The following is a 24,919-nucleotide window of genomic DNA, read 5'->3' on the forward strand; positions in this document are numbered from 1 at the left end:
CCTTCGTCCGTCAGGGACCGTCCGCTCAGGGCTGATTCGACTCCAGGGGCGCGCCGCGGGACAGATGGGCGTGCGCCATGAAGGCGGCCTCCGTCCGGTTGGTGGCGCCAAGCTTCTTGAGCACATTGCGCACATGGGCCTTGGCGGTGTTCTCGCACATGCCCAGCATGTAGGCGATGAGCTTGTTCGACTTGCCCTCGCGCATGCAGGTCAGCACGGCCATTTCCCGCGGCGTCAGCCCGCCGATCCGGTCGGTCACCGGCAGGTCGGCGCCCGGCGGCGGCGGCGGGACGGCGATGCCGCCGGGCACCGGCGCGATCAGCGATTGCAGCGACGTGGCCGGCACGAAGGTGCCCCCGGCGGCGACCAGCCGGATCGCCTCCAGCATGACCCCCAGCCCGAGGCTGGGCACGATGTAGCCGCGCACGCCCAGGCGCAGGCTTTCCAAGATCATCCCGCCGTCGTCGCGGTCGGAGATGATCACCAGCGGCACCGGCAGGCAGGCCGACACGGCGTCGCGGATGGCCGCGCACAGGACGTCGTTCAGCCCTGTCTGCGCACCGATGTTGCACAACACGACCTCCGGCCGCCCGTCCCGCGCCAGGACACCGGCGGCGTCCCTCAGCGAGGCCACCGACCGCACGGTCATGTCCCGGCACAGCGTGCCGAGCCCGAGCGAGAAACAGTCCCGCGTCAGGCTGTTCGGGTCGGCCAGGACCACGGCGATGCCTGGAGCGATGCCCGGCACGATCCCTGGGGCGATCCCTGATTGATGTTCGATGTCCGTCGTCATCCGCTCCCCCTTTTCGGTCAAACGCCAATTCTTCCCATCTCTTCAAACCAGGATTGCGGACCGCGATCCGCCATCGCCGGGGAGAGGGGTTTCAATTTTCGGGTGAGCGCGTCCGCTCGCGGATACTCGGAAAGATTTCATTTTTTTCATTCTCAGCGCCTTTCCCTGCCGACCGGTTGGCGTGTTTCTGTTGGAAGATCATCAGGAATGCTTGCGCGATTTGCATTTGATGTTTCCAACGTTACCAGAACAACAGGCCCGGTAAATACGCACTTCGACGCAAAGTTGTGACAGGTCCGCGTTTTAGTCCGTACCTATTTCGGCGCCCTTCGGGCCGTCTTCCCCAGGGATCGTACGCCTTTGTGCGGAGGGGAAGGCGTAGACCGTGCACTGAGCCTCATCCCGCGACCGGGCCGGATGGGGCCTCCGGCCTGCCGGCTTCTCTTTGGCGCCCGAAAGAACAGTCCCGAATGGCGCAAGTCAGGGTGCGGCACGCTCTGACCAATGGAAAAATCAGGGAGACAAAACGCTGCGCTTCCGGATGTCCACCACCGGAACCTCACCGAAATACACGAATTTCGACGGGAAGTGTTTCAAATAGGAGGTAAAGGCGAGGGCCGTCCTGGTTATTTCTGCACGGGATTGACGTTGACCGTCGCAAGGGTGCAGTGCAGCATCGGGTTTGGGAAACCGGTCGGGAGACATTCTTCATGGCATCGAACGGGAAGCCGGCTCCATCACCCCGCGGCGGTGCACACGCTCCCGGTTCGGTCGCCGGTTCAATGCCTGATTCAGTGCCCGGTTCGATGAACGAGCATCGGGGCGTCGCGGCCCTTCTTCTCGATGACACCCCCCTGACCCGCGAATGCCTGTCCGCCGGCCTCAGCCTGCGGGATCCGTCCCTCCAGGTGCGGACCGCGGCCTCCCTCGACGAGGCGAAGGCGATCCTCGCCGCCGGAGCCCGGCCCGCCGTCGTGCTGTGCAACATCGCCAGCCTGACTCCGCCCGGAGGCAGCGTCCTTGTGACGCTGCGCGGCCTTGCCGGTGCCTTCGGCGGCACGCCGCTGGTCGTCCTGTCCGACGGCGATGAGGCGGATCTGCCGCTGGAGGCCAGCCGTCTGGGCGTGCGGGGGTGCCTTCCGACCAGCGTCGGTCTCGCCGTCGCCCGCGAGGCGGTCCGTCTGGTGGCCGGCGGCGGGACCTTCTTCCCCTCCCCCTTCCTGAACCGCCTGCTGCAGCGTGGCGAGGCCACGGAGGACGACCCGCCCGCGCCGTCCGGCGGGGCGGCGCTGACCGCGCGTCAGCGCGGCGTGCTGCAACGGCTTCGCGAAGGGAAATCGAACCGCGTCATCGCGCAGGAGCTGGGGATCAGCGAGAACACCGCGAAGGTCCATGTCCGCGGCATCCTGCGGGCGCTGGGCGCCTCCAACCGCGCCGAAGCCGTGCGCAAGGCGTGGCAGCCGGCCGAACCGCCCGCTCGCGAGCCGATCAGCGGGAATCGGAGCCGGGATCCGGACTGACCGTGCCGCCTTTATGAATCAGCCGCAGGGCGGCGATCACCTCGGCCAGCGGCATCCGTCCGCTCAGCACCCCACGCAGCCCGAGACGGGTCGCGGCGGCGGCCACCGCCACACCGGGACGGTCGGCCAGAACCGCCACGGGAGGATGAGGCGGGCCGCCGGACAGCGCGTCCAGCAACTGTCCGATGCCGCCCTTGGCCGGGTCGGCGCGCCCGATGCTCACCAGAACCACATCGGCGCCGCGCAGGGCGGCGGGAAGGTCGGCCAGCGCCGTGCTGCTGCGCTGGTGGCTGGCCGCCACGTCCGGCGCGAAGGCGTTGATCGCCGCGGCGAGGCTTTCGCCGAACAGCGTGCGGTCGTCGATCAGCAGCACGGCGATCGGCGTCCGCCCGCCGGTCCGTTCATCGGAACGGGGAGGATGGGCGCCGCCCCGCGCGCCGGCGGGCGCACGGGGCATGAAGTCTCGACGGATGCCGGCCAACGCGTCCAACCCGAACATGGCTGTGTCTTTCGGAATCGGGAGATCCCAGCCGGCCCCCGCGCCGGGCCGCCGCCGCCGGAGCGGGGACGGCCCGGTCAGGGCACCGGTGCGTGGCCGGAGTCCACGGGCACCGAGCCCGCGTCAATCCGCCAGGTCGGAAGCGGCGGCCGCGAGCTGTCCGGAGAAGGGCAGGACACAGGCGTCACCCGCGAAGCTGTTGCTGAGGAGCATCGCCTCCGCCGCCTTGCGCCGCTTCGCCGCGTCGGGCCGCACATCGCGCCGCCCCACGGAGCCATAATGGAACCCCGCCGCCGCCATGGCGGCCGGGTCGTAGACGTTGCGCAGATCGACCATCACCGGGCGGCGCATCATGCTGCGGACGCGGCCCAGATCCAGCGCGCGGAACTCGTTCCATTCCGTCAGGATGGCGACGCAGTCGGCCTCGGCAAGCGGGGCGTAGGCATCGTCGTGCCAGACCACGCCGGGCAGCAGGTGGCGCCCTTCCTCCATGCCGGCGGGATCGTAGGCGTGGACCGTGGCGCCGGCCTGCTGAAGCAACGGAATGATCTCCAGGCTCGCCGCCTCGCGCATGTCGTTGGTGTCGGGCTTGAAGGTGATGCCCAGCACGGCGATGCGCTTGCCCGCCGCGTCCGGCCCGCAGGCCTGGAGGATCCGCCCGGCCATCAGCCGCTTGCGCGCCCGGTTCACGTCCACCACCGTTTCGATCAGCCGCACCGGCGCGCCGTGCTGCCGCCCGGTGCGCACCAGCGCCTCGGTGTCCTTGGGGAAGCAGGAACCGCCGAAGCCCGGCCCGGCGTTCAGGAAGGGACGCCCGATGCGCCCGTCCAGCCCCATCCCCGCCGCCACGTCCTGCACGTCGGCCCCCACCCGCTCGCACAGGTCGGCCACCTCGTTGATGAAGGTGATCTTGAAGGCGAGGAAGGCGTTGGCCGAGTATTTCGTCAGCTCCGCCGTCTCGATCCCGGTGCGCACGAAGGGCGTCCCGGCGCGGATCAGCGGCTGGTAGAGGGTGTCCATCACCACCCGCGCCCGCTCGGAGTCGGCGCCGATCACCACGCGATCGGGCTGCATGAAGTCTCCGATGGCCGAGCCTTCGCGCAGGAATTCCGGGTTGGACACCACGTCGAACTCGGCGCGCGGGTTGATGTCGCGCACGATGGCGGCAACATGGCGCCCGGTGCCGACCGGCACCGTCGATTTGGTGACGATGACGGTGTAGCGGGACATCGTCCGCGCGATCTCCGCCGCCGCCGCGTGGACATAGGTCAGGTCGGCCCCGCCGTCACCGGGGCGGGAGGGGGTGCCGACCGCGATCAGCACCACGTCGGCCCCCTCCATGGCGACCGCGAGGTCGGAGGTGAAGGACAGACGCTCCGCCGCCATGTTGCGCGCCACGAGGACGTCGAGGCCGGGCTCGTAGATGGGGATCTCGCCGCCCCTCAGGCGCCGGATTTTCGTTTCGTCCTTGTCCACACAGCACACGTCGATGCCGAATTCGGCAAAGCAGGCGCCGGACACCAAGCCGACATAGCCGGTCCCCACAACCGCGATCCGCATTCTTCCACTCCTGTTGCTTGATGGCGTTGCCGAAGCCATCCCTGGCCGGCTCGAAGGTTGGCCGGCTTGAAAATTGACCGTCAGGCCACGGCGCGCTCTGCCATGCCGTTCGCTTGGCCGCTCGGCTGGACATCGTCCCGGCCGTTCTCGCGCAAAGCCCAGCGCACGGTTTCCGCCAGCCCCTGCTCCAACCGCGTGCGCGGCGTCCAGCCGAGCACCGCCCCGGCGTAGGTCACGTCCGCCTGCACGCTGCGCTGTTCGCCCGGACGTTCGGGGTGGTAGAGCACGGGATGGTCGGCCCGCGTGCGCCCCAGCGCCCCCAGCGCGAGGTCGGCCAGTTCGCTGATGCTGGTCTGCCGCCCGCTGCCGAGGTTGAAGATCCTGCCGTGGCTGGCCGGGTTGTCGAGCGCGCCGACCCAGGCGTCCACCACGTCGTCGATGAAGACGAAGTCGCGGGTCTGCTTACCGTCGCCGTAGATGCGGATCGGTTCGCCGCGGATGATGTTGCCCAGGAAGATGCCCAGCACCCCCTGATAGGGGTTGTCCACCGCCTGCCGTGGCCCGTAGACGTTGTACATGCGGAAGGAGGTGACGGCCAGACCGCCCGGCAGGTCGGGCCGCGCCGCGGTCAGATGGACGTAGCGCTCGCCCGCGTATTTCGTCACCCCGTAGTAGGACACCGGGGAGCAGGGGGTGTCTTCCGGCGTCGGCACCACCTCGGCGTTGCCGTAGGCGCTCATCGAGCTGGCGTAGAGAAGGCGCTTCACCCCGCGCTCCACGCACTGCTGGAGGACGTTCACCGTCCCCTCCACGTTGGTGCGCAGGTCGCCGACCGGGTTGCTGAAGGCGCGGATGATCGACACCTGCCCGGCGATGTGGATGACCGCGTCGGGCACCTCCTCGAACGCCGCATCGAGGTCGGCGGGGTTGGTGACGTCGCCGCGGATGTAGCGCACCTCCGCCGGTACGTTGGAGCGCAGCCCGGTGGACTCGTTGTCGATCACCGTCACCCGGTGGCCCAGCGACACGAGGCGGTGCGTGATGTGGGAGCCGATGAACCCGGCCCCGCCCGTTACAAGAACGTCCATTGATTCCTCCACCGCACAGGAATGGGATTACGCGCTGAGGGCGATGCGGCCCGCTTCCAACTGGGTCTGGTCCGTGGGCAGGCCGTTCTGCGCGAGATAGCGCTCCGCCCAGTCCCACAGGCGGCGGATGCCGGTGTCGCGGTCAACCTGCGGGCGCCAGCCGAGGACCTGCTCCGCCTTGCGGATGTCGCTGACGTAGCAGGGCTGGTCGCCGGGCCGCCAATCGGAGAAGTCGGCCTCCACCGGCGCGCCGCGCAGGGTGGACAGCATCTCCCCGAACTCGCGCCAGACCGAGATGGTGTTCTCCGGCCCGCCGCCGATGTTGAAGACCTGCCCGCGGCTGACCTCGATCTTCTCGGTGGCGAGGCGGAAGGCGCGCACGAGATCTTCCACGAACAGCACGTCGCGCACCTGCATGCCGTCGCCGTAGATGTGGATCGGACGCCCGCTCAGCGCCGAGATGATGAAATGCGCGACCCAGCCCTGGTCCTCGTTGCCGAACTGGCGCGGGCCGTAGATGCAGCTCATCCGGAAGACGACGGTCGGCAGGTCGTAGATGCGGGCGTAGTCGCGCACATACTGGTCCGCCGCCCCCTTGGAGCAGCCGTAGGGCGAATGGAAGTCCAGCGGCTCCGCCTCCGAAACGCCGAGCGGGCGGTCCGCGAAGCGGTAGCGGCTGCCGGTCTGTTCCACCGCCACATGCTCCAGCCCGCCATAGACCTTGTTGGTCGAGGTGAAGACCACCTTCGGCGGAGTCTTCATGCGGCGCGCCGCCTCCAGCACGTTGAAGGTGCCGAGCGCGTTGATGTCGAAGTCGGTGCGCGGGTCGTCCAGTGACGAGGTCACCGCGACCTGCCCGGCAAGGTGGTAGACCTCCTCCGCCCCGGCCATGCAGGATTTGACGGCGGCGAAGTCGCGCACGTCGGCCTTCATGAAGGTCAGGCGGGAGCCGGCGTTGAGGGTCTGCAGCCACGCCGCGTTGCGCTCGCTGCCCGGCCGCAGCAGGGCGTCCAGGACGACGACGTCGCGCCCGTCCTCCAGCAGGTTCTTGACCAGATTGCAGCCGACGAAGCCGGCCCCGCCGGTCACGAGCGTTTTGCCTTCCATAGGATTCTTCTCCATTGCTGCGGCTTTTACCGGTTGGGCAGAGGGTGTCAGGCGGGGTTCAGGCGGCCTTGAGGACGGCGGCGCCCGCCGGGCGGCGGATCACAGCGTCGTAGAGCCGGTGGGTCTCGGCGGCGGCGGCGGCCCAGTCGAAGCGCTGGGCGGCGCGCAGGCGGCCGTGGCGGCCCATCCGCGCCATCCGCTCGGGATCCGTGGCGAGCTGCTCGACGGCGGCGCGCAGGGCCAGCGCGTCGCCCGGCTCGACGATCACCGCGCAGCCGTCGTCGACCTGATACGGGATGCCGCCGACCCGGCTCGCCACCACCGGGACGCCGAAGGCCATCGCCTCGAGGATCACGTTGGGGAAGGTGTCGGCCAGGGTCGGGAAGACGAACAGATCGGAGCGGCGGAACATGGCCGCGACCTCCGCCTCGGCCAGATTGCCGGTAAGGTGGATGGTCTGGCCCGGCCCGCAGCGGCGCTGGTACGCCTCGTAATCGACGAAGTCGCGCTTCTCGCCGCCGACGATCAGGCGGAACGGCATCGACAGGCCGACGAAGGCGTCGAGCAGCACGCCCAACCCCTTGTTGGCCGTGTGGTTGGCGAGGAAGAAGGCGGTGAATGGACCGCCGTCCTCCTTGCGCTCCGGGATGCCGAACTTGCCGTGAATGTCGCGGTCCGCCGGGGTCGGCGCGCCCCAGTCGTTCGGGCGGTCCACGCCGTAGGGAATGACGGCGATGTCGCCCCCGGTGAAGCCGAAGTTCCGGACGATGGGCAGGTCCACCGGGGAGATTGCGCAGATGGCCGCCGCGTTGCGGACGACGTAGCGGACCGGACGGTCGATCAGCAGGTCCCAGGCCAGCCGCCGCGCCGCGTCCATACGCCGGAAGGCCGCCGGGTTGCCGATCTCCACGAAGCCGTGGGTGGACACCACGTAGGGCACGCCCTTCGCCACGCAGGCGCGGGCCACCCGCATCATCTCCAGCGCCGGGATCGGGTTGTGGATGTGCACCAGATCGTAGGAGCCATGGCGGATCAGCGCCGGGATGCTCGACTGGTAGAACAGGGTCTTCGCGCGGTTGGGCAGCACGGAATCGAGCCCGACGAAGGGGCTTGAGGTCCGGACTTCGATCCGTTCGCCCGGCTTGCCGGGGTCCATCGGCACCCGGCTCGCCATGCCCATGTTCGCGATGTCGATGCGACCGTGCGCCTGCAGCGCGACGCTCAGCTTCTCCGCCGCCTTGCTGGCGCCGCTGACCGCCAGATGCGGCGGCACGACGATCGCCGACAGGATCTTCAGGCTCATTGCAGGAATCCCCGACTGTCATGGAGGCGCGGACCGCAGCGGTCGCGGCTCAAGGCATTGTTCCGAGGTTGCTCAGGTAAATCCGCCGATACCATGCCGTTTCATTTTAAAACGGCGGACAAAACCAGCATCTGACGGTGTTTCATTTATAAAAACGCTTGTTTTGTTTGGCAACTGCGAAGCACCGGCAAGCCTCTAGCCAAATCGAAGCTCTCCTTTCGGGCGGCGCGCCTGGCCGCTGCGGACCAGCGGCATTTGCACCGCCTGACAGGCCAGCAGGAACAGGAAAGCCGGATTCAGCATGACGTAGCGCCGCCACAGCCGCCGCGGTTCGGTGGACAGCCGGAACAGCCATTCCAGGCCGGAATTCTGCATCCACATCGGCGCCTGCGGCTGTTTCCCGGCGATGAAGTCGAAGGCCGCGCCGACCGCGATCAGCGGCATCGACAGCGCCGCCTTGTGCTCATAGACCCAGGTCTCCTGGCGTGGGCAGCCCAGCCCGACGAAGACGATGCGGGCGCCGGACTCCATGATCTCGCGGTCCACCGCCGCGCGCTCCTCGGCGCTCAGGGTGCGGAAGGCGGACGGGCGGGCCCCGGCAATGATCAGGCCAGGGAAGCGCTCCATCAGCGCCGTGGTCAGCGTGTCGAGCAGCCCCGCCGTGGCGCCGTAGAGGTAGATGGGCAGCCCCCTCGCCGCCGCCGCCGCGCAGGTGCGCAGCATCAGGTTCGGGCCGTAGACGCGGTCCGGCAGAGCGGCGCCGTGCAGCCGGTTCAGCGCCCAGCGCACCGGCTGGCCGTCCGGAGTCACGAGGTCGATGGCGTTCAGGCGGTAGCGGTGCTCGGGGTCGAGCGCCCCGGTCATCACGCCATGGACGGCGAGCGCACTGGCCGCGAAGGGCTTCCGCTGCTCCGCCGCGTCGATGATGGCGTGCACGCCGGCCTCGTAATCGACGGCGTTGACATAGACGCCGAGCACTTCCTTTTTCCCATGGTCGATCATGCCACGGCCTCCACGCGCCAGCGGCGCCGATTGCTGTCGTGAATATCGGTGAGGATGTTGCGGACGTCGTGCCGGATGTCCCAGGACGGGTAGTGGGAGCGGAACCGGCCGAGCGAGCTGACCCACCAGATGTGGTCGCCGATGCGGTTGGCTTCCTTGAAGGCCAGATCCATCGGGCGCCCGGTGATCTCCTCGCACAGCGCCACCGCTTCCAGGATGGAGCAGTTGCTCGCCCGCCCGCCGCCGATGTTGTAGACTTCGGCGCTGCGCGGCGCGTCGTAGAACGCCTGGAAGGCGGCGATCAGGTCGTTGCTGTGGATGTTGTCGCGGACCTGCTTGCCCTTGTAGCCGATCACGTCGTAGCGGGTGCCGGTGACGGCGCAGCGCATCAGATAGGCCAGGAAGCCGTGAAGCTGCGTCGGCGAATGGTTCGGCCCGGTCAGGCAGCCGCCACGGAAGCACACCGTCTTCATCCCGAAATAGCGGCCGAATTCCTGCACCAGCACGTCGGCCGCCACCTTGGAGGCGCCGAACAGGCTGTGCAGGGTGGCGTCGATCGACATGTCCTCGGCGATGCCGCCGGCGTAGCGGTTGGACGGGTCGATCTCGTAGCGCGTCTCCGTCTCGATCAGCGGCAGGCGGTTCGGCGTGTCGCCGTAGACCTTGTTGGTCGAGGTGAAGATGAACACGGCGTCCGGGCAGTGCCGCCGCGCCGCCTCCAGCAGGTTCAGCGTGCCGTTGGCATTCACCGAGAAATCCATCTGCGGATCGCGCGCCGCCCAATCGTGCGAGGGCTGGGCCGCCGTGTGGATGATCAGGGAGATGGCCGAACCGTGCCGCTCGAACAGCGCGTCGATGGCCGCGGCGTCGCGGATGTCGATGGCGTGGTGGCGGTAGCGCTGGCGCAGCGTCTGCTCCAGGGTCTGGCGCTGCCACGCGGTCGAGGCCTCGTCGCCGAAGAAGGTGCGCCGCATGTCGTTGTCGATGCCGACGACGTCCATTCCCAGCGCACCGAAATGCAGGCAACTCTCCGAGCCGATCAATCCGCAGGAACCGGTGACAAGGGCGACGGACATGGCGTCAAACTCCTTCGCGGTTTGTTTGTTGGTTCAGCAGGGGCGTCTTCGTCAGTAGGCGTTGCGGTCCCAAAAAAGGAGGAGGGCGGTGCGCACCATGATTTCGGCGTCCAGCCCGAGGGACCAGTTGTCGACGTAGTAGAGGTCGTGTTCGACGCGGCGGGCGGCGGTGTGGAGGTTGTCGATCTCGCCACGCAGCCCGTTCACCTGCGCCCATCCGGTGATTCCGGGACGGACCCGGTGGCGGCAGGCGTAGTTCTCCACCGCCTCGTGGTACAGCACGTCCCCAGCCTTCATGGCGACGGGATGGGGTCGCGGCCCGACGATGGACATGTCGCCGCGCAGCACATTGAAGAGCTGCGGCAGTTCGTCGATGCTGGTGCGGCGCAGGAAGCGCCCGACGCGCGTCACCCGCGGGTCGTTGCGCACCGTCCGCTGCGCGCCCGACTGGTCGCCGCGGTCGGTGTGCATCGTGCGGAACTTCCAGATCTCGAATTCCTCGTTGTTGAAGCCGAAGCGCTTCTGGCGGAACAGCACCGGGCCGGGGCTTTCCAGCTTGATGGCCGCCGCGGCCAGCAGCAGCACCGGCGCCAGGACCGCCAGCGCCGCGCCGCCGATCAGCAGATCCTCCGACCGCTTCAGCACGCCGCGCCAGCCGGCCAGCGGGTGATGGATGACGCCGAGCAGCGGAATGCCCGCCGTCGCATCGACCGACAGGCCCGCGGTGCGGGCGATCAGCCGGTGCGGCAGCAGGCGGACGTCCACCGCGAGGACGCGCAGCCGTTCCAGGATGTCGGTGATCTCGGCCTCGGCGCTCCAGGGCAGGGCCACCACCACGAGGTCGATGCGGTTCTTGCGCACCTGCTCGACCAGCCCGGCCACACCCCCCAGCACCGGCACGCCGGCCATCCGGGCGGTACTCAAGGGCGGGGCGGTGACGGACGACGGCCGGTCCGCCGCAGTGGATACCGCGCCGATCACCTGATAGCCCGCCCCCTCCGTCCGCTGGAGCCGGTCCAGCCACTCGAAGGCCAAATCGTTGGTGCCGACCAGCAGGGTCCGCTGCCGCAGACCGCCGGCCAGGTTCCAGCCGCGCGCCAGCCGGAGGACCAGACTGCGCAGCGCCGTCAGCCCGAACAGGCCGAGCCCGTACCACAACCACAGCGTCCCAGCCGCCGCCGTGTCGAACCGCCGCAAGTCCCCCGTCACACCAAGCAGGAGGACGAGCACCAGAAAGGCCGCCGTCCAGGCCCCGAACAGCGGCCCGGCGTGCGCGCCGATGGTCCGCCGCACCGCCCTGGGGCGCAGGTTGCGGTAGCAGCCCGCGCTGTAGAAGCACATCAGCGACAGCACGGCCAGCGGGCCGACCGCGACGTTGAAGACGCCTGCAAACGAGGTGACGGCGCCCGTGAACAGGGCCGGATCGGCCGGGGTCGCCCGCAGCACTCGGGCGGCGATACCCTCCGCCGCCAGCCCCGTCCCGACGACCATCAGCGCGTCCGCGGCGACCAGCCCGCACAGCAGGGCGGGGGCGGAGGCCGCCGCGGCGACCGGCGAGACGGAGTCCGGGCGCGGGCCTTGAAAGGCCATCCCCACGCGCGCGCCGTAGTCCGGCTTCGCCGAACTGTCTCGTGAAGGGAGTTCGAACATCCGCCGTTCCCTGTTGGCCCATTCCCTGCCGCCGCACCCCAGCGATGCGGCGGCGCTGCCGACTGCGTCACCGCGCTCAGAAATAGGTCTTGGCGAAATAGGCGATGGTGCGCTCCAGCCCCTCTTCGAGCGGCACGTGCGGCATCCATTTTAGGTAAGCATGGGCCTTGGTGATGTCCGGCTTGCGCTGCCGCGGATCGTCCTGGGGCAGCGGGTGCCGCTCGATCCGGGAGCGCGATCCGGTCATCCGGATGACGGTCTCCGCCAGTTCCAGGATGGTGAACTCGCCGGGATTGCCGAGGTTGATCGGGCCGGTCACCGTCCCGTCCGTTTCCATCAGCCGGTGCAGCCCCTCGACCAGATCGTCAACGTAGCAGAAGGACCGCGTCTGCGAGCCGTCGCCGTAGATGGTGATCGGATCGCCCTTGAGCGCCTGCACGATGAAGTTCGACACGACGCGCCCGTCGTTCGGATTCATGCGCGGGCCGTAGGTGTTGAAGATGCGCGCGACCTTGATCGGGACCTTGTGCTGTCGGTTGTAGTCGAAGAACAGCGTCTCGGCGCAGCGCTTGCCCTCGTCGTAGCAGGCGCGCGGACCGATGGGATTCACGTTGCCCCAGTAATCCTCGCGCTGCGGGTGGACAAAGGGGTCGCCGTAGACCTCGCTGGTCGAGGCCTGGAGGATCGTCGCCTTCACCCGCTTGGCCAGCCCCAGCATGTTGATGGCACCGTGGACGCTGGTCTTGGTCGTCTGCACCGGGTCGAACTGGTAATGCACCGGCGAGGCCGGGCAGGCGAGGTTGTAGATCTCGTCCACCTCGACATAGAGGGGGAAGGTGATGTCGTGACGCACCGCCTCGAACTTCGGATTGTCGAGAAGATGCGCAATATTCGAACGCGCACCCGTGAAATAGTTGTCGACGCACAGGACCTCTTTCCCGGCGGCCAGAAGACGCTCGCACAGATGCGATCCGATGAACCCGGCGCCACCTGTCACAAGAACGCGCTCAGTCGTGGACGTCATTGAGCCTCTCCATGGAGTTGACCGGGGGTAACGACCGGACGGCGGCGGAACGCGGAGACGCCGCGCCGAACCGCTTCCGCGAATATTTTAAAGTCCAGAGACAAGGCGCAGCGTTTCGCCATGCGAAGCGTGCATATGCTCGGGCTTTACGCGGAAATGCACGGCCATGTCTGGAATTGTGCGGCGTTTCGAAGCCTGAACCGGCTCCGCTGCACCCGGCAGACTGTGACCGGCGCGGAGTTGACCGTCAAACACGCGGACGGGGTATCGGATATGATTATTTATGACGGTCGCCGTCGTAAGCACAGCGACGGATGGCCCTTCTTTTTTTCAATTGTTGCGCGGCGCCATTCACGGTACTCGAAGTCTGTCCGGCAACGATTGCGCAGCGGAACACCACAGTCCATTTGGTCAATCCATTCGGACCTGCTCTTCAGACGACGCCCGAAGTCTCGGTTATCTCCAAAGAAAACAAGAAGGCCGCAGCGCGTCCTTTGCACCCATCCGCCACGCCCATCCCGGGCCGGACCGCCAGCCAGCAAGACGAAAGGGGCGACGACGTGACATCTTCGATCGGCAAAGGCGGAACGCTTCCAGGCCACGAAGCGCACGCCAGCGTCCTTCCGGACAGTCTTCTGCAATCGGGCGGCGGGGAATCCTCCGACGTCCGCGGCCGGCAGGAGGCGACCGTCTTCGCCACGCTGGCGGTGCTGTGGCGGCGCAAGCTGCTGCTGCTCACCATCATCCTGCTGGGAACGGCGACCATCACCTACGTCATGCAGTCGCTGAAGCCGATGTACCGTGCCACCGCGATGGTTCAACTCGACTCCCGGCGGGTCGAACTGGCGGAGTTCAAGTCGGTGGTGTCCAACCTGACTCCCGAGGCGCCGGCCGTGCGCAGCGAGGTGTCCATCGTCGGCTCGCGCGCCCTGGCGGAGCGGGTGGTGGAAAAGCTCGGCCTGCTCAACGACGCCGAATTCAACCCGACGCTCAAGGCGCTGGACGGCGCGGACGACCATTGGCTGAAGCGCGTCACCAAGGCCGGCGTCGGCGCGCTGCCGCCGGAAGGCAACGACGTGCTGCGCCGGATCGTGCAGGAGACGACCGCCCTGTTCCGCGCCGACGACGGGCCGGTCGCCCGCGACCCTAATCAAGCCCGCCTGCTGACCATCGACACGCTGCTGCGCCGGATCGAGGCGCGCAACGACGACCGCTCCTTCACCATCATCATCGAGGCGTCGTCGGTCGATCCCGCGAAGGCCGCCGCCATCGCCAACGCCTTCGGCCAAGCCTATCTGGACTACCGGACGGAGATGAACCGCGACCTGACCGAACGGGTCAACCAGTGGCTCGGCGGGCGGCTCGTAGAGGCGCGCGAGGCGGTGCGCGGCGCCGAGGAGGCCATCCGCAGCTTCCGCAAGGAGAACAGCCTGCTGGAGCTGCCGCCCGACGGGCGCAACATGGTCCAGCAGCAGATGAACGAACTCGCCACCCAGCTGACCGCCGCGCAGGCGCAGAAGGCGGCGGCCGAGGCCCGCGTGCGCCAGGCCCGCGACCAGACCGCCGCCAACAACGCCGCGGCGATCCCGGAGGTGCTGGCCTCCCCGCTGATCCAGAAGCTGCGCGAGGCCGAGGCGATGCTGGAGCGCCGGCTGGCCGAGCTTCAGCAGGTCTATGGCGACAAGCACCAGGAGATCGTGAATCTCCGCCGCGGCATCGGCGAGTTGAAGGCCCGCATCCGCGACGAGGTCGGCAAGATCCAGAAGGGGCTGGACGCCGACCTGGAGGTCGCGCGCATCCGCGAGGCCACCCTGCTGAAGAGCATCGCCGACCTGCAGGACCAGCAGAAGGGCATCGAGGCGACCGGCATCCAGCTCCGCGACCTGGAGCGCGCCGCCGACGCGCACCGCACGCTCTACCGCAGCCTCGCCGAACGCTACGAGCAGACGATGGCGCTGAAGAACACCGGCGCTCTGGACGCGCATCTCAGCGCCCCGGCGCTGCCGCCGATCCGCCCGGCCTTCCCGCAGCTGCGCATGTCGCTGGGCGTCGGGCTGGTCGGCTCCACGGCGCTGGCGGTGGCGCTGGTGCTGCTGCTGGAGCGGCTCAGCTCCGGCCTGCGCACGCCGACCCAGGTGGAGCGGGCGACCGGCGTGCCCTGCCTCGGCATGGTCCCGGCGCTCCCCCGCAACGAGGCGGTCTGGAACCTGCCCTTGTACCCCGAAAACCGCCCCGACAGCCGCCGCGCCCGCGAGATCGGCGCCTTCCGCGAGGCGATCCAGACGGTGCGCACCATGGCCTGCATGCCGCGCAAGCGGGGGACGCCGCCCAAGGTGCTGCTCGTCACCTCCTCCATCCCCAAGGAAGGCAAATCGATGCTGGCGGCCAATCTGGCGCGGTCGCTGGCCGGTCTGGGGCTGAACACGCTGCTGATTGACGCGGACTTCCGCCGTCCCTCCATCGCGACGCTGCTGGGCTACCGGCCGCAAGGCAGCGTCGCCGACCTGCTGGACGGCCGCGTCGGCATCGACGACCTGATCCATCAGGAAACCACCAACCTCGGGGTGCTGGGCAACGCCGTCGGCACCTCCGACGCCCACGACCGCATCAGCTCACAGGCGATGAGCGACCTGATCCAGTGGGCGCGCCACAACTACGACGTGGTGGTGATCGACTCCGCCCCGGTGATGCTGTTCTCCGACGCGCTGGCCCTGTCCTTCCTGGCCGACAGCGTGATCTACGTCGTCCGCTGGCAGCACACCCCGCTGGACACCGTGACGGCCGGCTTGAACAAGCTGAGGTCGGTCGACAGCGCGGTCGGCGGCGTCGTGCTGTCGCGGGTCGTCGCGTCCAAGCACGTCAAGTACGGCCACAAGGACGACGCCTACTACTACGCCCTGCACGCGCCCGCGCGGCATTGACGGCGCCGACGGACGGCGCCCACGCGACGGCAATCCCAAAAGCGAGGATTCCATGACCAACGCCGAGTTCCCGCGGCTTGCCATCATCGGCTGCGGCAGCATCGTGAGCCACCACCTGTTGCCGGCTCTGCTCCGCTTGGGCTGGCGGCCGAGCGTGCTCGTCGATCCCTCGCCGGAGAGGCTGGAGGCGGTGCAGGCCATGCTCGGCCGCAACCGCGCCCCCGTCGCCGTGGCCGACTGGCGGGAGGCGGCGGACGGCTTCGACGCGGCGCTGGTGGCGGCCCCGCCGATGTTCCACGCGCCGGTCGGCCAGAGCCTGCTGGAGGCCGGAAAGCACGTCTTCATGGAAAAGCCGCTGGCCGTCGCGCTGGCCGACGCCGAGCGCATGGTGCAGACCGCGGAGGAGCGTCGGCGCGTGCTCGCCGTCGGGCTGATGCGCCGCTACGTCAACGGCGTCCGCTGGCTGAAGGCGCTGATCGACTCCGGCCAGCTCGGCCGCGTCCTGCGCTTCGAGGCGCGGGAGGGCTTCGTCTACAACTGGGGCATCAGCTCGCCGGCCATGCTGCGGCGCGACGGGGCGGGCGGCGGCGTGCTGCTCGACACCGGGTCGCACACGCTGGACCTGCTGCTGTGGTGGTTCGGGGAGGCGGCGGAGGTCGACTACAGCGACGACAGCTACGGCGGGCTGGAATCCGACTGCCGGCTGTCCCTGACCATGGCGTCCGGAGCCACCGGGACGCTGGAGCTGAGCCGCACCCGCGCCCTGCGCAACACCATCCGCGTCCACGGCACCAAGGGAAGCGTCGAGGTCCATCTCTACGAGAACCAGATCGTCTCGGACGTGCCGCAGATCCTCGATTTCGTCCATGACGGCTTCTCGGCCAACCACATCCCGCCGCAGATCTTCGGCGACCTGTTCCAGGCAGAGCTGAAGGACTTCGCCGACGCCATCCGCGAGGGGCGCCCGGCCGCCGTCGGCGGGCGCGAGGCCCTGCCCTCCACCGCCTTGATCGAGCGCTGCTACGCCAGCCGCAAGACGCTGGCCCTGCCCTGGGTGGTTGGCCCGGCGCCGGCGGCATCTCCCCATGCCGACGGGCCGACGGTCGTGGTGACGGGCGCCGCCGGCTTCATCGGCGGACGGCTGGTCGAGCGGCTGTGCCTGGAGCATGGCGCCAGGGTCCGCTGCATCGTCCGCGACATCGCGCAGGCGGTGCGTCTGGCCCGCTTCCCAGTGGAGATCATCCGCGCCGACCTGCTGGACCGCGAAGCCATCGGCAAGGCGGTGGCCGGCGCCGACTGGGTCTTCCACTGCGCCTACGACGTGCGGTCGCGCCGCCAGAACATCGACGGGATGAACGCGCTGATCGACGCCAGCCTCGCCAACGGGGTGGAGAGCTTCGTCCATCTCAGCACCTTCTCGGTCTACGAACCGCTGCCCGACGGCCCGCTGTCGGAGGAGACCCGCGACGGCGACCGGGCCTGGAGCTACGTCCAGAACAAGCTCGACCTTGAAGCCATGGTGCTCGACGCGGCGCGCACGCGCGGCCTGCCGGGGGTGGTGCTCCAGCCCTCCATCGTCTACGGCCCCTTCTGCAAGCCGTGGACGAACGCCCCCGCCGAGATGCTGCTGAGCGGCACGGTGGTGCTGCCGCAGGAAGGCGGGCTGTGCAACGCCGTCTACATCGACGATCTGGTGGACGCGATGATCGCGGCGACCCGCAGCCCCCAGGCCATCGGGGAGCGCTTCGTGATCTCCGGACCCGACGCCCCGCCCTGGGCCGCCGTCTTCGGGCGCTTCCAGGAGGCGCTGGGCGTGGACAGCTTGCGCTTCCAGCCCGCCGAGGCCATCCGCAAGGAGATGAAGAGCCTGCGGCGCGACATCGCCATGGTGCTTCAGGACCCCAAGAAGATCATCCAGATCATCGTGCGCTGGCGCCCCGCCCGCCGGCTGCTCCAGGGCGGGTTCGACCGCCTGCCGCCGCGGCTTCGCCACCTCGTGATGGTCCATTATTTCCTGAAGAAGAAGGCCAGCCGCAACCAGCTCTGGCTGCCCGACGCGCAGAAGCTGGCGCTCTATCAGGCCAGGGCGCTCATCGACCTGACCAAGGCGCGGCGCCTGCTCGGCTACGAGCCGCGCTTCGCCTTCGAGGACGGCATGGCGCTGACCGCGGACTATCTGCGCTGGGCCTACCGCGACGTTCCGCGCACCGCTCCCGCCGCCGCGCGGCCTGCCAATGAGGACCGGCATCCCCTGCCCGCCCCCACCGAGACGACGCGGGTCGGCAGCGCATGAGAATGATCCCGGCGTCGCTTCCAGCCTCGTTGGTGCGCAGCTTCTGGACCCTCGCCGACCAGGGCGTGGTCAGCCTGGGCATGTTCGCCATCAACATCCAGCTCGCCCGGACCTTCCCGTCGGAGGAATACGGGACCTTCGTCTTCTTCCTCTCGGTCCTGCTGGCGCTCCAGGTCGTCAATGTCAGCCTGATCCAGTACCCGCTGTCGGTGGAGGGCGCGGTGCTGGACCGCGCCGAACGCCGGACCCTGGCGGGCCGCGCCGTCCTGATGACCGCCGGGTCGATCCTGCCGCTGTCCGGCATCGTGGCGCTGGTCGGCTATGGGCTCGGCATGCCGGAGCTGGTCGGCCCCGCCGTGCTCTACTTCATCGTCTGGCAGGTGCAGGAGATCGGACGGCGCGGGCTGATGTCCGGGCTGAAGCACGACAAGGCGCTGTGGGGCGACAGCGTCACCTACCTGGGCCAGATCGCCGTTCTGAACCTGATGGCGCTGGGCGGCCACCTGACGCTGGAACGGGTGTTCATCGCCATGACCGGTCCGGCGCTGGCCGGGGCGGTGGTCCATTTCGCGATCCTGCGCCCGCGCTTCGACGGCCTGTCGGATTTGCCGGCGGTCGTCCGCCGCTTCTGGTCGATCGGGCATTGGGCGCTCGCCAACAACCTGTTCCTGATGCTGCGGGTGCAGAGCCTCGTCTGGCTGATGGCGGCGATGGACGGCATGGCGTCGACCGCGGCGTTCCAGGCGGTGGTCAATCTGGTGAACATCGCCAACCCGATCATCATCGGCATGGGCAACCTCGTTCCCCAGATCGCCGCGCGCGGCCGCAGCACCCTGTCGTCCAACACGGGCGGGCTTCACCCCGACGAGCAGGCGTGGCTGGCGATCCGCGGCTACGTCGTCATCGGTGCGGCACCGCTGCTGGTCTATTACAGCCTCGGCCTGCTGATCCCGCACCAGATGCTGAACGTCGTCTATGGCGCCATGTCGCCCTACGCCGACCAGGACTGGCCGCTGCGCCTGCTCTCCATCGGGGCGCTGGCCGGCTATCTGGCGGAGATGGTCTGCAGCTACTTCTACGGCGTGCAGCGCAGCCAGTTCGCGCTGGTGGTGAACGTCACCGGGACGCTGGCGGTGTTCGCGGCGGTCGGTCCGCTGGCGGCGATGTACGGCGTCGCCGGGGTGTGCATGGCCCTGCTGTTCTCCAGCCTTCTGCGCGTCGGCGCCGCCCACTATTACCTCTCCAAGACGAGGACCGCCCATGTCGCCCGCTGACGGCAGCGCCTCATTCACCATGGACGAAGCCGGAGTCCGTCCGCTCGACCTCCGGCACGTCGTGATCCAGCCGGCCATCGCCCATCCCTCTTCGGCGAACGGGCTGCACAACGTGGTGCGCAGCCTGATCGCGGAGCAGCGGGCCATGGGCGACGAGGCGCGGCTGTGCCTGTTCTCCGACGATCCGGACGCCCTGACCGGCATCCCGGCGGACTGCCCGGCGCAGCGCTTTCCCCTCGGCGGGCCGCGGCTGTCCGGGCGGTCGCTGACCATCGCGGAGGCGACGCTCGACCGCCTTCTGGAGGGCGCCGGACCGGACACGGTGGTTCACATCCATGGCGCGGTGAAGCCGCTGTTCGCGGCACTCGCCCGCGGGCTGCACCGGCGCGGCGTCGCCTACGGCGTGACGCTGCACGGCCAGTGCTCGCACGTCTACGACATCGCGGGCCGGGTGCGCCGCCCTCTGCCCGCGGCGTGGCTGCGCGTCTTCGACGCTCCCGCCTTCGCCCGCGCCCGCTTCGTCCACGCCATCACCGAGGAGGAGGCGGCCATTGTCCGCCGGGTCGCCCCCGGCGCCGCCATCCGCCTGCTCCCCAACACCGCCTGGTCGGCGCGGCGCGGCGGCCTTCCCGCCGCCGTTCCGCGCGCGGCACCGGACGGCGACCGTCTGACCTTCGGCTATTGCGCGCGCTACGAGATCGACCACAAGGGCGTGGACCTGCTGATCGACGGCTTCGCCGCCTACCGCCGCGCCGGTGGGCGCGGGGTGCTGGAACTGGCGGGGTCCGGCCCCGCCCGCGCCGAGCTGGAACGGCGGGCGAACGCCCACGGCCTCGGCACCCGCATCCGCATCCACGGCCCGGTCTTCGGGGCGGAGAAGGCGGCGATGATGGCGGGCTGGCATTATTTCACCCTGACCTCGCGCTACGACGTGATGCCGACCGGCGGCCTGGAGGCCGCCCTGTCCGGTCTGCCGCTGATCGTGACGCGGGAGACCGGCCTCGTCCCCTATGTGGAAAGCCACGGCGCCGGCTTCGGCGTGTCCGCCCTGACGGCGGAGGCGGTGGCCGACGCGCTGGCGCGGGCCGAGCGCACCGGCCCCGGCGCCTGGCAAGCCATGGCGGCCAACGCCCACCGCATGGTGGTGGCGATCGGCGATTGGGGGCGGATCGCCGCCCGGCTGCGCGCCGCCGCCTATGGACGCCCGTCATGAGCGCCGTCCTCGCCACGCCGAAGCGCGGCCGGACCCGCGCCGCCGACCATTACCTGACCTTCCTGATGATCGTCCTGCTGGGCTATTCCCTGGCCGGGCGCGGCTTCGCCTACATCGGGGCGCCGCCGCTGTTCATCGGGGAGGTGCTGCTGCTCTCGGGCCTCCTGGTCATGCTGCGCACCGGCGGGGTCTTCGCCACGGTGTCCAGCCTGCCGGGAACGCTGCTGGCGATCCTGATCGTCTGGGTGCTGGCGCGCACGCTGCCCTTCTTCGGCACCTACAGCTTCGACGCGCTGCGCGACAGCGTGATCGTGATGTACGGGCTGCTCGCCTTCGTCGTCATCGCCGTGCTCTACGACGAGCCGGACCGGCTGCGCCGCCTCGTGCTGGCCTATGGCGGCTTCGCGGTGTTCTTCGTCACGGTGATGCCGGTCGTCTACCCGCTGTTCCAGCTTCTGAACGCGCAGATCCCCACCTGGCCGCGCTACGGCGTTCCCTTCATCAGCCTGCGCCCCGGCGAGGTCGGCGTGCATTTCGCGGGCATCGCCCTGTTCGTGCTGCTGGGCTTCCGCCGCCTGAACCTGCTGCAACTCGCGATGCTGGTGTTCGGCATGGCGCTGGTCGCCGCGCACAGCCGCGGCGGGATGCTCGCCATCGTCGTGCCGCTGGCCATCGCGCTGGCCCTGGTGCCGCGCAGTCGGCAGCTCGCCCCGTTGCTGGGCATCGCCGCGGTCACCGTCATCGTGGCGCTGGTGCTGAACCTGGAGATCGAGGTCTCGTCGCGCAAGCTGTCGGTCGACCAGCTCGTCACCAACGCGATGAGCATCCTGGGCACCACCGACACCGCCACGCTCGACGGCACCAAGCAGTGGCGCATCATGTGGTGGGACAAGATCATCGGCTACACCGTGCAGGGCGACCATTTCTGGGACGGCAAGGGCTTCGGCATCAATCTGGCCGACGACGACGGGTTCCAGGTGGTGGATGCCGAGGACGGGCAGGTGCTGCGCAGCCCGCACAACGCCCACATGACGATCCTCGCCCGCGCCGGGGTGCCCGGCTTCGCCCTGTGGGCGGCGCTGCTGGGAAGCTGGTCGGTCTTCATGATGCGCGCCTTCCTGCTGGCCCGCCGCAACGGCGACCGCGCCTGGGCGCGGCTGTTCGTCCTCCTCTTCTGCTACTGGCTGTCCATCGTCATCAACGCCTCCTTCGACGTGACGCTGGAGGGGCCGATGCTGGGCATCTGGTTCTGGGTCCTGTTCGGCGTCGGCATCGCCGCCGGCCTGATCTACCGCAACGAACTCGAAAACCGGTCCGCGCTGCCACATGGCCAGCTGTCGCATCGATTGAGGGAGGATGAACGATGAGCGTGCCGTCCACCGGCGAGTCCGCCAATTCCGGAAAGTCGGTCCTTCTGGTGGCCTTCGCCTGCGAGCCGGACAGCGGGTCGGAATCCGCCAACGGCTGGAACTGGGGCGAGGGGCTAAAGCGCTCGGGCTGCCGCGTGACGGTGGTGACTCAGGGGCGCCTGCGCCCGAAGATCCTGGGCAAGATCGAACGCGGCGAAACCGCCTTCGAACCGGACGACTTCGTGTTCATCGACCGCCCCGACACCATGGCGCACCACGACAGCAAGACGCGGTTCCAGCTCTCCTACATCGCGTGGCAATGGCGCTGCCGGGCCGTGGTGAAGGAGCTGGTGCGCCGGCAACCCTTCGATATCATCCACAACGTGACCATCGGCGGAATCCGTTTTCCCGCCTTCTGCGGCGGGCTGGCGCCCTTGTCGGTGATCGGCCCGGTCGGCGGCGGGGAGCGGGCACCCTGGCCGCTGATCCGCCCGCTGGGATGGAAGGCCATCGCGACGGAGCTGGTCCGCGACGCCGCCATCGCCATGACGCGCATCGACCCCTTCCTGCGCATGACCTACCGGCGCTACAACCTGATCTATGTGAAGACCCATGAAAGCCGCCATGTCCTGCCCGCCGGGGACCGCCACAAGGCGCGCCAGCATTTCGGCTGCTCGCTGCCGCCCGACCGCTTCGTGCCGATGAAGGCCGAAACCGGCGGCGATGCCGGGGCGCCGCTGAAGCTGCGTTTCTCGGGCCGCTTCCTCTATTGGAAGGGCGGCCACTACGCGCTGACCGCGCTGGCCAGGGCGCTGGAGAAGGGGGCGCGGGCGCGCCTTCAGATGATCGGCAGCGGTCCCCAGTCGGAGGAATGGAAAACCCTCGCCGACCGGCTGGGCATCGCCGACCATGTCGACTTCATCGAGTGGCTGTCGCATCCCGACTACATGGAGGTCCTGCGAAGCTCCGACGCGCTTCTGTTCCCCAGCCTGCACGATTCCGCCGCCAACGTCATCATGGAGGCGCTGGCCAACGCGCAACCGGTGATCTGCCTCGATCTCGGCGGCTCGGGAATCATGATCGATTCCTCCTGCGGCTTCGCCGTTCCCTGCCGCGGGCGCGCGGCGGCGGAGGTGATCGACGGGCTGGCCGACGCCATCGTGACCCTGGACCGGGACCGCCCGCGCCTGCGCGCCATGAGCCGTGCCGCCCACGCGCGCGCCCAGGATTTCGCGAGCTGCCGGATCACGCCAGACCTCTACACGCCGGCGCCGGCATAAGAGCACGCCTGGGAACAGGTCGATGCCGGGAGGGTTGATGCGGTTGGAAAATGATCGCTTCCATCATTTTCCAACCGTGGAACCTTCTCGATTCACTGCGTTCGCGTGATCGGGAGGGGCATGCCGGTCGCGCCCTCCGGTGGCGTTGGCAGAACCTCGCCGGATGGGCTTCGCACCCAAGCCATATTGCGCGCCAACACCTTCGCGGCGGTATAGCCCGTCGTCGTTGCCGCCCTCGCGTGGGCCGTGCGGAAAAAGTCCTGCACGGCTTCGACCACCTGCCCGGCTCCGGCACCCAAACCGTACCACATCGGAAGACGCAGCAGCCTTGCGGAGAGGTCGGTCGTCACGGGCAATTCCCCCGCGGCGCGGGAAAAACGCCGTCCCGCCGGCGCGGTGTGAAGCGGCACGTAATGGAACGGCGCCTGTATGCCGTTCGTTCGGAGATGGGCGATTAGCGCGTCGCGCTCGCGGGCTGTGCGCGCCAGGACAAAATACAGATGCGCGTTGTGCCGACACTCCGCCGGAATCAGCGGACGGCGCAACAGGCCGCGTTGCTCCAGCGGTGCCAAAGCCTCGTGGTAGGCGTTCCACAAGGCATGGCGCTCCTCGTCCAGCCGCTCGGCATTCTCGAATTGAGCGAGAAGAAACGCCGCCAGCAAGTCGGAGGGAAGATAGGACGAACCGACGTCCACCCAGGTGTATTTGTTGACCTCGCCACGGAGGAAGCGCGTGCGGTTCGTGCCCTTCTCGCGGATGATTTCGGCGCGGGTGATCAGATCCGGATCGTTGACGACCAGGGCGCCGCCCTCGCCGGAGATCAGATTCTTGGTTTCGTGGAAGGAGAAGGCCGACAAGGCGCCGAAGGTGCCGAGCGGACGGCCGCGGTACGCGGACATCAGCGCCTGGGCGGCATCCTCGATCACCGCCAGACCATGCCGGGCGGCGATGGCGCAGATCGCGTCCATGTCGCAGGCGACGCCGGCGTAATGCACCACGCAGATGGCCCGGGTGCGGGGCGTGATCGCCGCCTCGATCAGACGCTCGTCGATGTTCAGCGTGTCCGGGCGAATGTCCACGAAGACCGGCACCGCTCCGCGCAGAACGAACGCGTTCGCGGTGGACACGAAGGTGAAGGAGGGCATGATGACCTCATCCCCCGGACCGACGCCGGTCAGAAGGGCGGCCATCTCCAGCGCGGCCGTGCAGGAATGGGTCAGCAAGGCCTGCGGTGCCCCAAGCCGCCGCTCCAGCCATGCGTGACAGCGTTTGGTGAAGACCCCATCTCCGGAAAGGTGCGCCTGCTCCAGGGACTGGCGGATGTATTCCAGTTCGTTGCCGGCCACCGTGGGGCGGTTGAAGCCAATCTTCGTGTCGCTCATCAGCATCACCTCGCGCTCGAACTCGCCGTGGACCGCCCTGAGTTGGGGAGCGAGCGCGGCGAAAGGGGCGCGGCTAAGCGCCCTCCACCGCTCGCCCGCGCAAGGGGCCGGCAATCCGTGTTTCCTGGATGGCCTTTTGATGGCGTCCGTTGGTGTCGGTCGGGATTGACAGCCATTGCGCACCCTGCGCCGTCCTGATGCGGTCGCCCCAGCCGCATCAAGCAAACGACACGCAGTCGAACAGGGAAAATCCGTCTATCGAGCGGATGATATCAAAGGGACCTTTCCCGGACACGTAGCTAGATTGAATGATGGTGATGCGCTTACCCGTCAGAGACTCCTTCGGGACGATGCGTAATCCCAACGGCAAGTGAATGGCCCCAAGGAGGCGCGGCCGGTTCCATGGCGGGAGGCATGGAAAGCAGGGTTCATTTGGCCCGCCATCGCGATGAGACGGAACGGTATCGGCTCCATCGCCACGAGAAGGACGGGGTGCCATGGACTGCCGGCACGCTCGGACGCTGGGCGCCGGTGCGCCGGTGCGCCGGTGCGCCGAAACACCCGCACCGGATCGGCGTCACCCGC

Annotated in this window: 19 protein-coding genes; 7 read left to right on the forward strand and 12 right to left on the reverse strand. The window is 68.7% G+C overall.

Features of this window, described 5'->3' with window-relative positions; genetic code table 11:
* Window positions 1-25: 25 nt before the first annotated feature.
* Entirely contained in the window at window positions 26-793 is a 768-nt protein-coding gene (locus ABVN73_RS23695; protein ID WP_353861042.1) for a response regulator transcription factor, read from the reverse strand.
* An 806-nt stretch (window positions 794-1,599) separates the two neighbouring features.
* On the opposite strand from ABVN73_RS23695, the gene ABVN73_RS23700 reads away from it, so the two are divergent.
* Window positions 1,600-2,313: a response regulator transcription factor gene (locus ABVN73_RS23700; protein WP_353861043.1), complete on the forward strand. Its 714-nt coding sequence runs from the start codon at window positions 1,600-1,602 to the stop codon at window positions 2,311-2,313.
* Here the strand turns inward: ABVN73_RS23700 and ABVN73_RS23705 are convergent.
* From ABVN73_RS23705 to ABVN73_RS23745, 9 genes are all read right to left on the reverse strand, one after another.
* Window positions 2,282-2,812, reverse strand: a complete 531-nt coding sequence (locus tag ABVN73_RS23705; RefSeq protein WP_353861044.1) for a DNA-binding response regulator — start codon at window positions 2,810-2,812, stop codon at window positions 2,282-2,284. The two genes, ABVN73_RS23700 and ABVN73_RS23705, sit on opposite strands and share 32 nt — an antisense overlap.
* A gap of 123 nt (window positions 2,813-2,935) precedes the next feature.
* A complete protein-coding gene (locus ABVN73_RS23710) occupies window positions 2,936-4,372 on the reverse strand; it encodes a UDP-glucose/GDP-mannose dehydrogenase family protein (RefSeq protein ID WP_353861045.1) in 1,437 nt (478 codons plus the stop codon).
* Window positions 4,373-4,452: 80 nt separating this feature from the next.
* Window positions 4,453-5,460, reverse strand: a complete 1,008-nt coding sequence (locus ABVN73_RS23715; RefSeq protein WP_353861046.1) for an SDR family NAD(P)-dependent oxidoreductase — start codon at window positions 5,458-5,460, stop codon at window positions 4,453-4,455.
* 27 nt (window positions 5,461-5,487) lie between these two features.
* Entirely contained in the window at window positions 5,488-6,567 is a 1,080-nt protein-coding gene (locus tag ABVN73_RS23720) for a GDP-mannose 4,6-dehydratase (RefSeq protein WP_353861047.1), read from the reverse strand.
* Window positions 6,568-6,625: 58 nt separating this feature from the next.
* On the reverse strand, window positions 6,626-7,870 hold the full coding sequence (locus tag ABVN73_RS23725) for a glycosyltransferase family 4 protein (RefSeq protein ID WP_353861048.1): 1,245 nt from the start codon (window positions 7,868-7,870) through the stop codon (window positions 6,626-6,628).
* 195 nt (window positions 7,871-8,065) lie between these two features.
* Window positions 8,066-8,872, reverse strand: coding sequence for a WecB/TagA/CpsF family glycosyltransferase (locus tag ABVN73_RS23730; RefSeq protein ID WP_353861049.1), 807 nt, complete (start codon window positions 8,870-8,872; stop codon window positions 8,066-8,068).
* Entirely contained in the window at window positions 8,869-9,948 is a 1,080-nt protein-coding gene (locus ABVN73_RS23735) for an NAD-dependent epimerase/dehydratase family protein (RefSeq protein ID WP_353861050.1), read from the reverse strand. The genes ABVN73_RS23730 and ABVN73_RS23735 overlap by 4 nt, the downstream gene beginning before the upstream one ends.
* Window positions 9,949-9,999: 51 nt before the next feature.
* Window positions 10,000-11,598: an undecaprenyl-phosphate glucose phosphotransferase gene (locus ABVN73_RS23740; RefSeq protein WP_353861051.1), complete on the reverse strand. Its 1,599-nt coding sequence runs from the start codon at window positions 11,596-11,598 to the stop codon at window positions 10,000-10,002.
* Between the two features lie 76 nt (window positions 11,599-11,674).
* Window positions 11,675-12,622 (reverse strand): UDP-glucuronic acid decarboxylase family protein, encoded by a 948-nt coding sequence (locus ABVN73_RS23745; protein ID WP_200476798.1) that lies wholly within the window; start codon window positions 12,620-12,622, stop codon window positions 11,675-11,677.
* 560 nt (window positions 12,623-13,182) lie between these two features.
* On the opposite strand from ABVN73_RS23745, the gene ABVN73_RS23750 reads away from it, so the two are divergent.
* The 6 genes from ABVN73_RS23750 to ABVN73_RS23775 are packed head-to-tail and all read left to right on the forward strand — an operon-like array spanning window position 13,183 to window position 22,952.
* The gene (locus tag ABVN73_RS23750) at window positions 13,183-15,543 is read left to right on the forward strand and encodes an AAA family ATPase (RefSeq protein ID WP_353861052.1); all 2,361 of its coding nucleotides are present in this window, start codon (window positions 13,183-13,185) and stop codon (window positions 15,541-15,543) included.
* Window positions 15,544-15,595: 52 nt separating this feature from the next.
* Window positions 15,596-17,836, forward strand: a complete 2,241-nt coding sequence (locus tag ABVN73_RS23755) for an NAD-dependent epimerase/dehydratase family protein (protein WP_353861053.1) — start codon at window positions 15,596-15,598, stop codon at window positions 17,834-17,836.
* Window positions 17,833-19,110: a hypothetical protein gene (locus tag ABVN73_RS23760; protein ID WP_353861054.1), complete on the forward strand. Its 1,278-nt coding sequence runs from the start codon at window positions 17,833-17,835 to the stop codon at window positions 19,108-19,110. Before ABVN73_RS23755 ends, ABVN73_RS23760 begins: the two co-directional genes overlap by 4 nt.
* The gene (locus ABVN73_RS23765) at window positions 19,097-20,323 is read left to right on the forward strand and encodes a glycosyltransferase (protein WP_353861055.1); all 1,227 of its coding nucleotides are present in this window, start codon (window positions 19,097-19,099) and stop codon (window positions 20,321-20,323) included. The genes ABVN73_RS23760 and ABVN73_RS23765 overlap by 14 nt, the downstream gene beginning before the upstream one ends.
* The gene (locus tag ABVN73_RS23770; protein WP_353861056.1) at window positions 20,320-21,690 is read left to right on the forward strand and encodes an O-antigen ligase family protein; all 1,371 of its coding nucleotides are present in this window, start codon (window positions 20,320-20,322) and stop codon (window positions 21,688-21,690) included. Before ABVN73_RS23765 ends, ABVN73_RS23770 begins: the two co-directional genes overlap by 4 nt.
* Window positions 21,687-22,952 carry a glycosyltransferase gene (locus tag ABVN73_RS23775; protein WP_353861057.1) on the forward strand — a complete coding sequence of 422 codons (1,266 nt, stop codon included), beginning with the start codon at window positions 21,687-21,689 and terminating at the stop codon, window positions 22,950-22,952. Before ABVN73_RS23770 ends, ABVN73_RS23775 begins: the two co-directional genes overlap by 4 nt.
* A gap of 92 nt (window positions 22,953-23,044) precedes the next feature.
* On the opposite strand, the gene rffA is transcribed toward ABVN73_RS23775, so the two are convergent.
* Together rffA and ABVN73_RS23785 are read right to left on the reverse strand one after the other, a co-directional pair.
* Window positions 23,045-24,334 carry a dTDP-4-amino-4,6-dideoxygalactose transaminase gene (rffA, locus tag ABVN73_RS23780; RefSeq protein WP_353861058.1) on the reverse strand — a complete coding sequence of 430 codons (1,290 nt, stop codon included), beginning with the start codon at window positions 24,332-24,334 and terminating at the stop codon, window positions 23,045-23,047.
* Between the two features lie 73 nt (window positions 24,335-24,407).
* Complete coding sequence (locus ABVN73_RS23785; protein ID WP_353861436.1) at window positions 24,408-24,533, reverse strand: hypothetical protein; 126 nt, start codon at window positions 24,531-24,533, stop codon at window positions 24,408-24,410.
* Between the last annotated feature and the right edge of the window lie 386 nt (window positions 24,534-24,919).

Source organism: Azospirillum formosense (assembly GCF_040500525.1).
Lineage (GTDB): Bacteria > Pseudomonadota > Alphaproteobacteria > Azospirillales > Azospirillaceae > Azospirillum > Azospirillum formosense_A.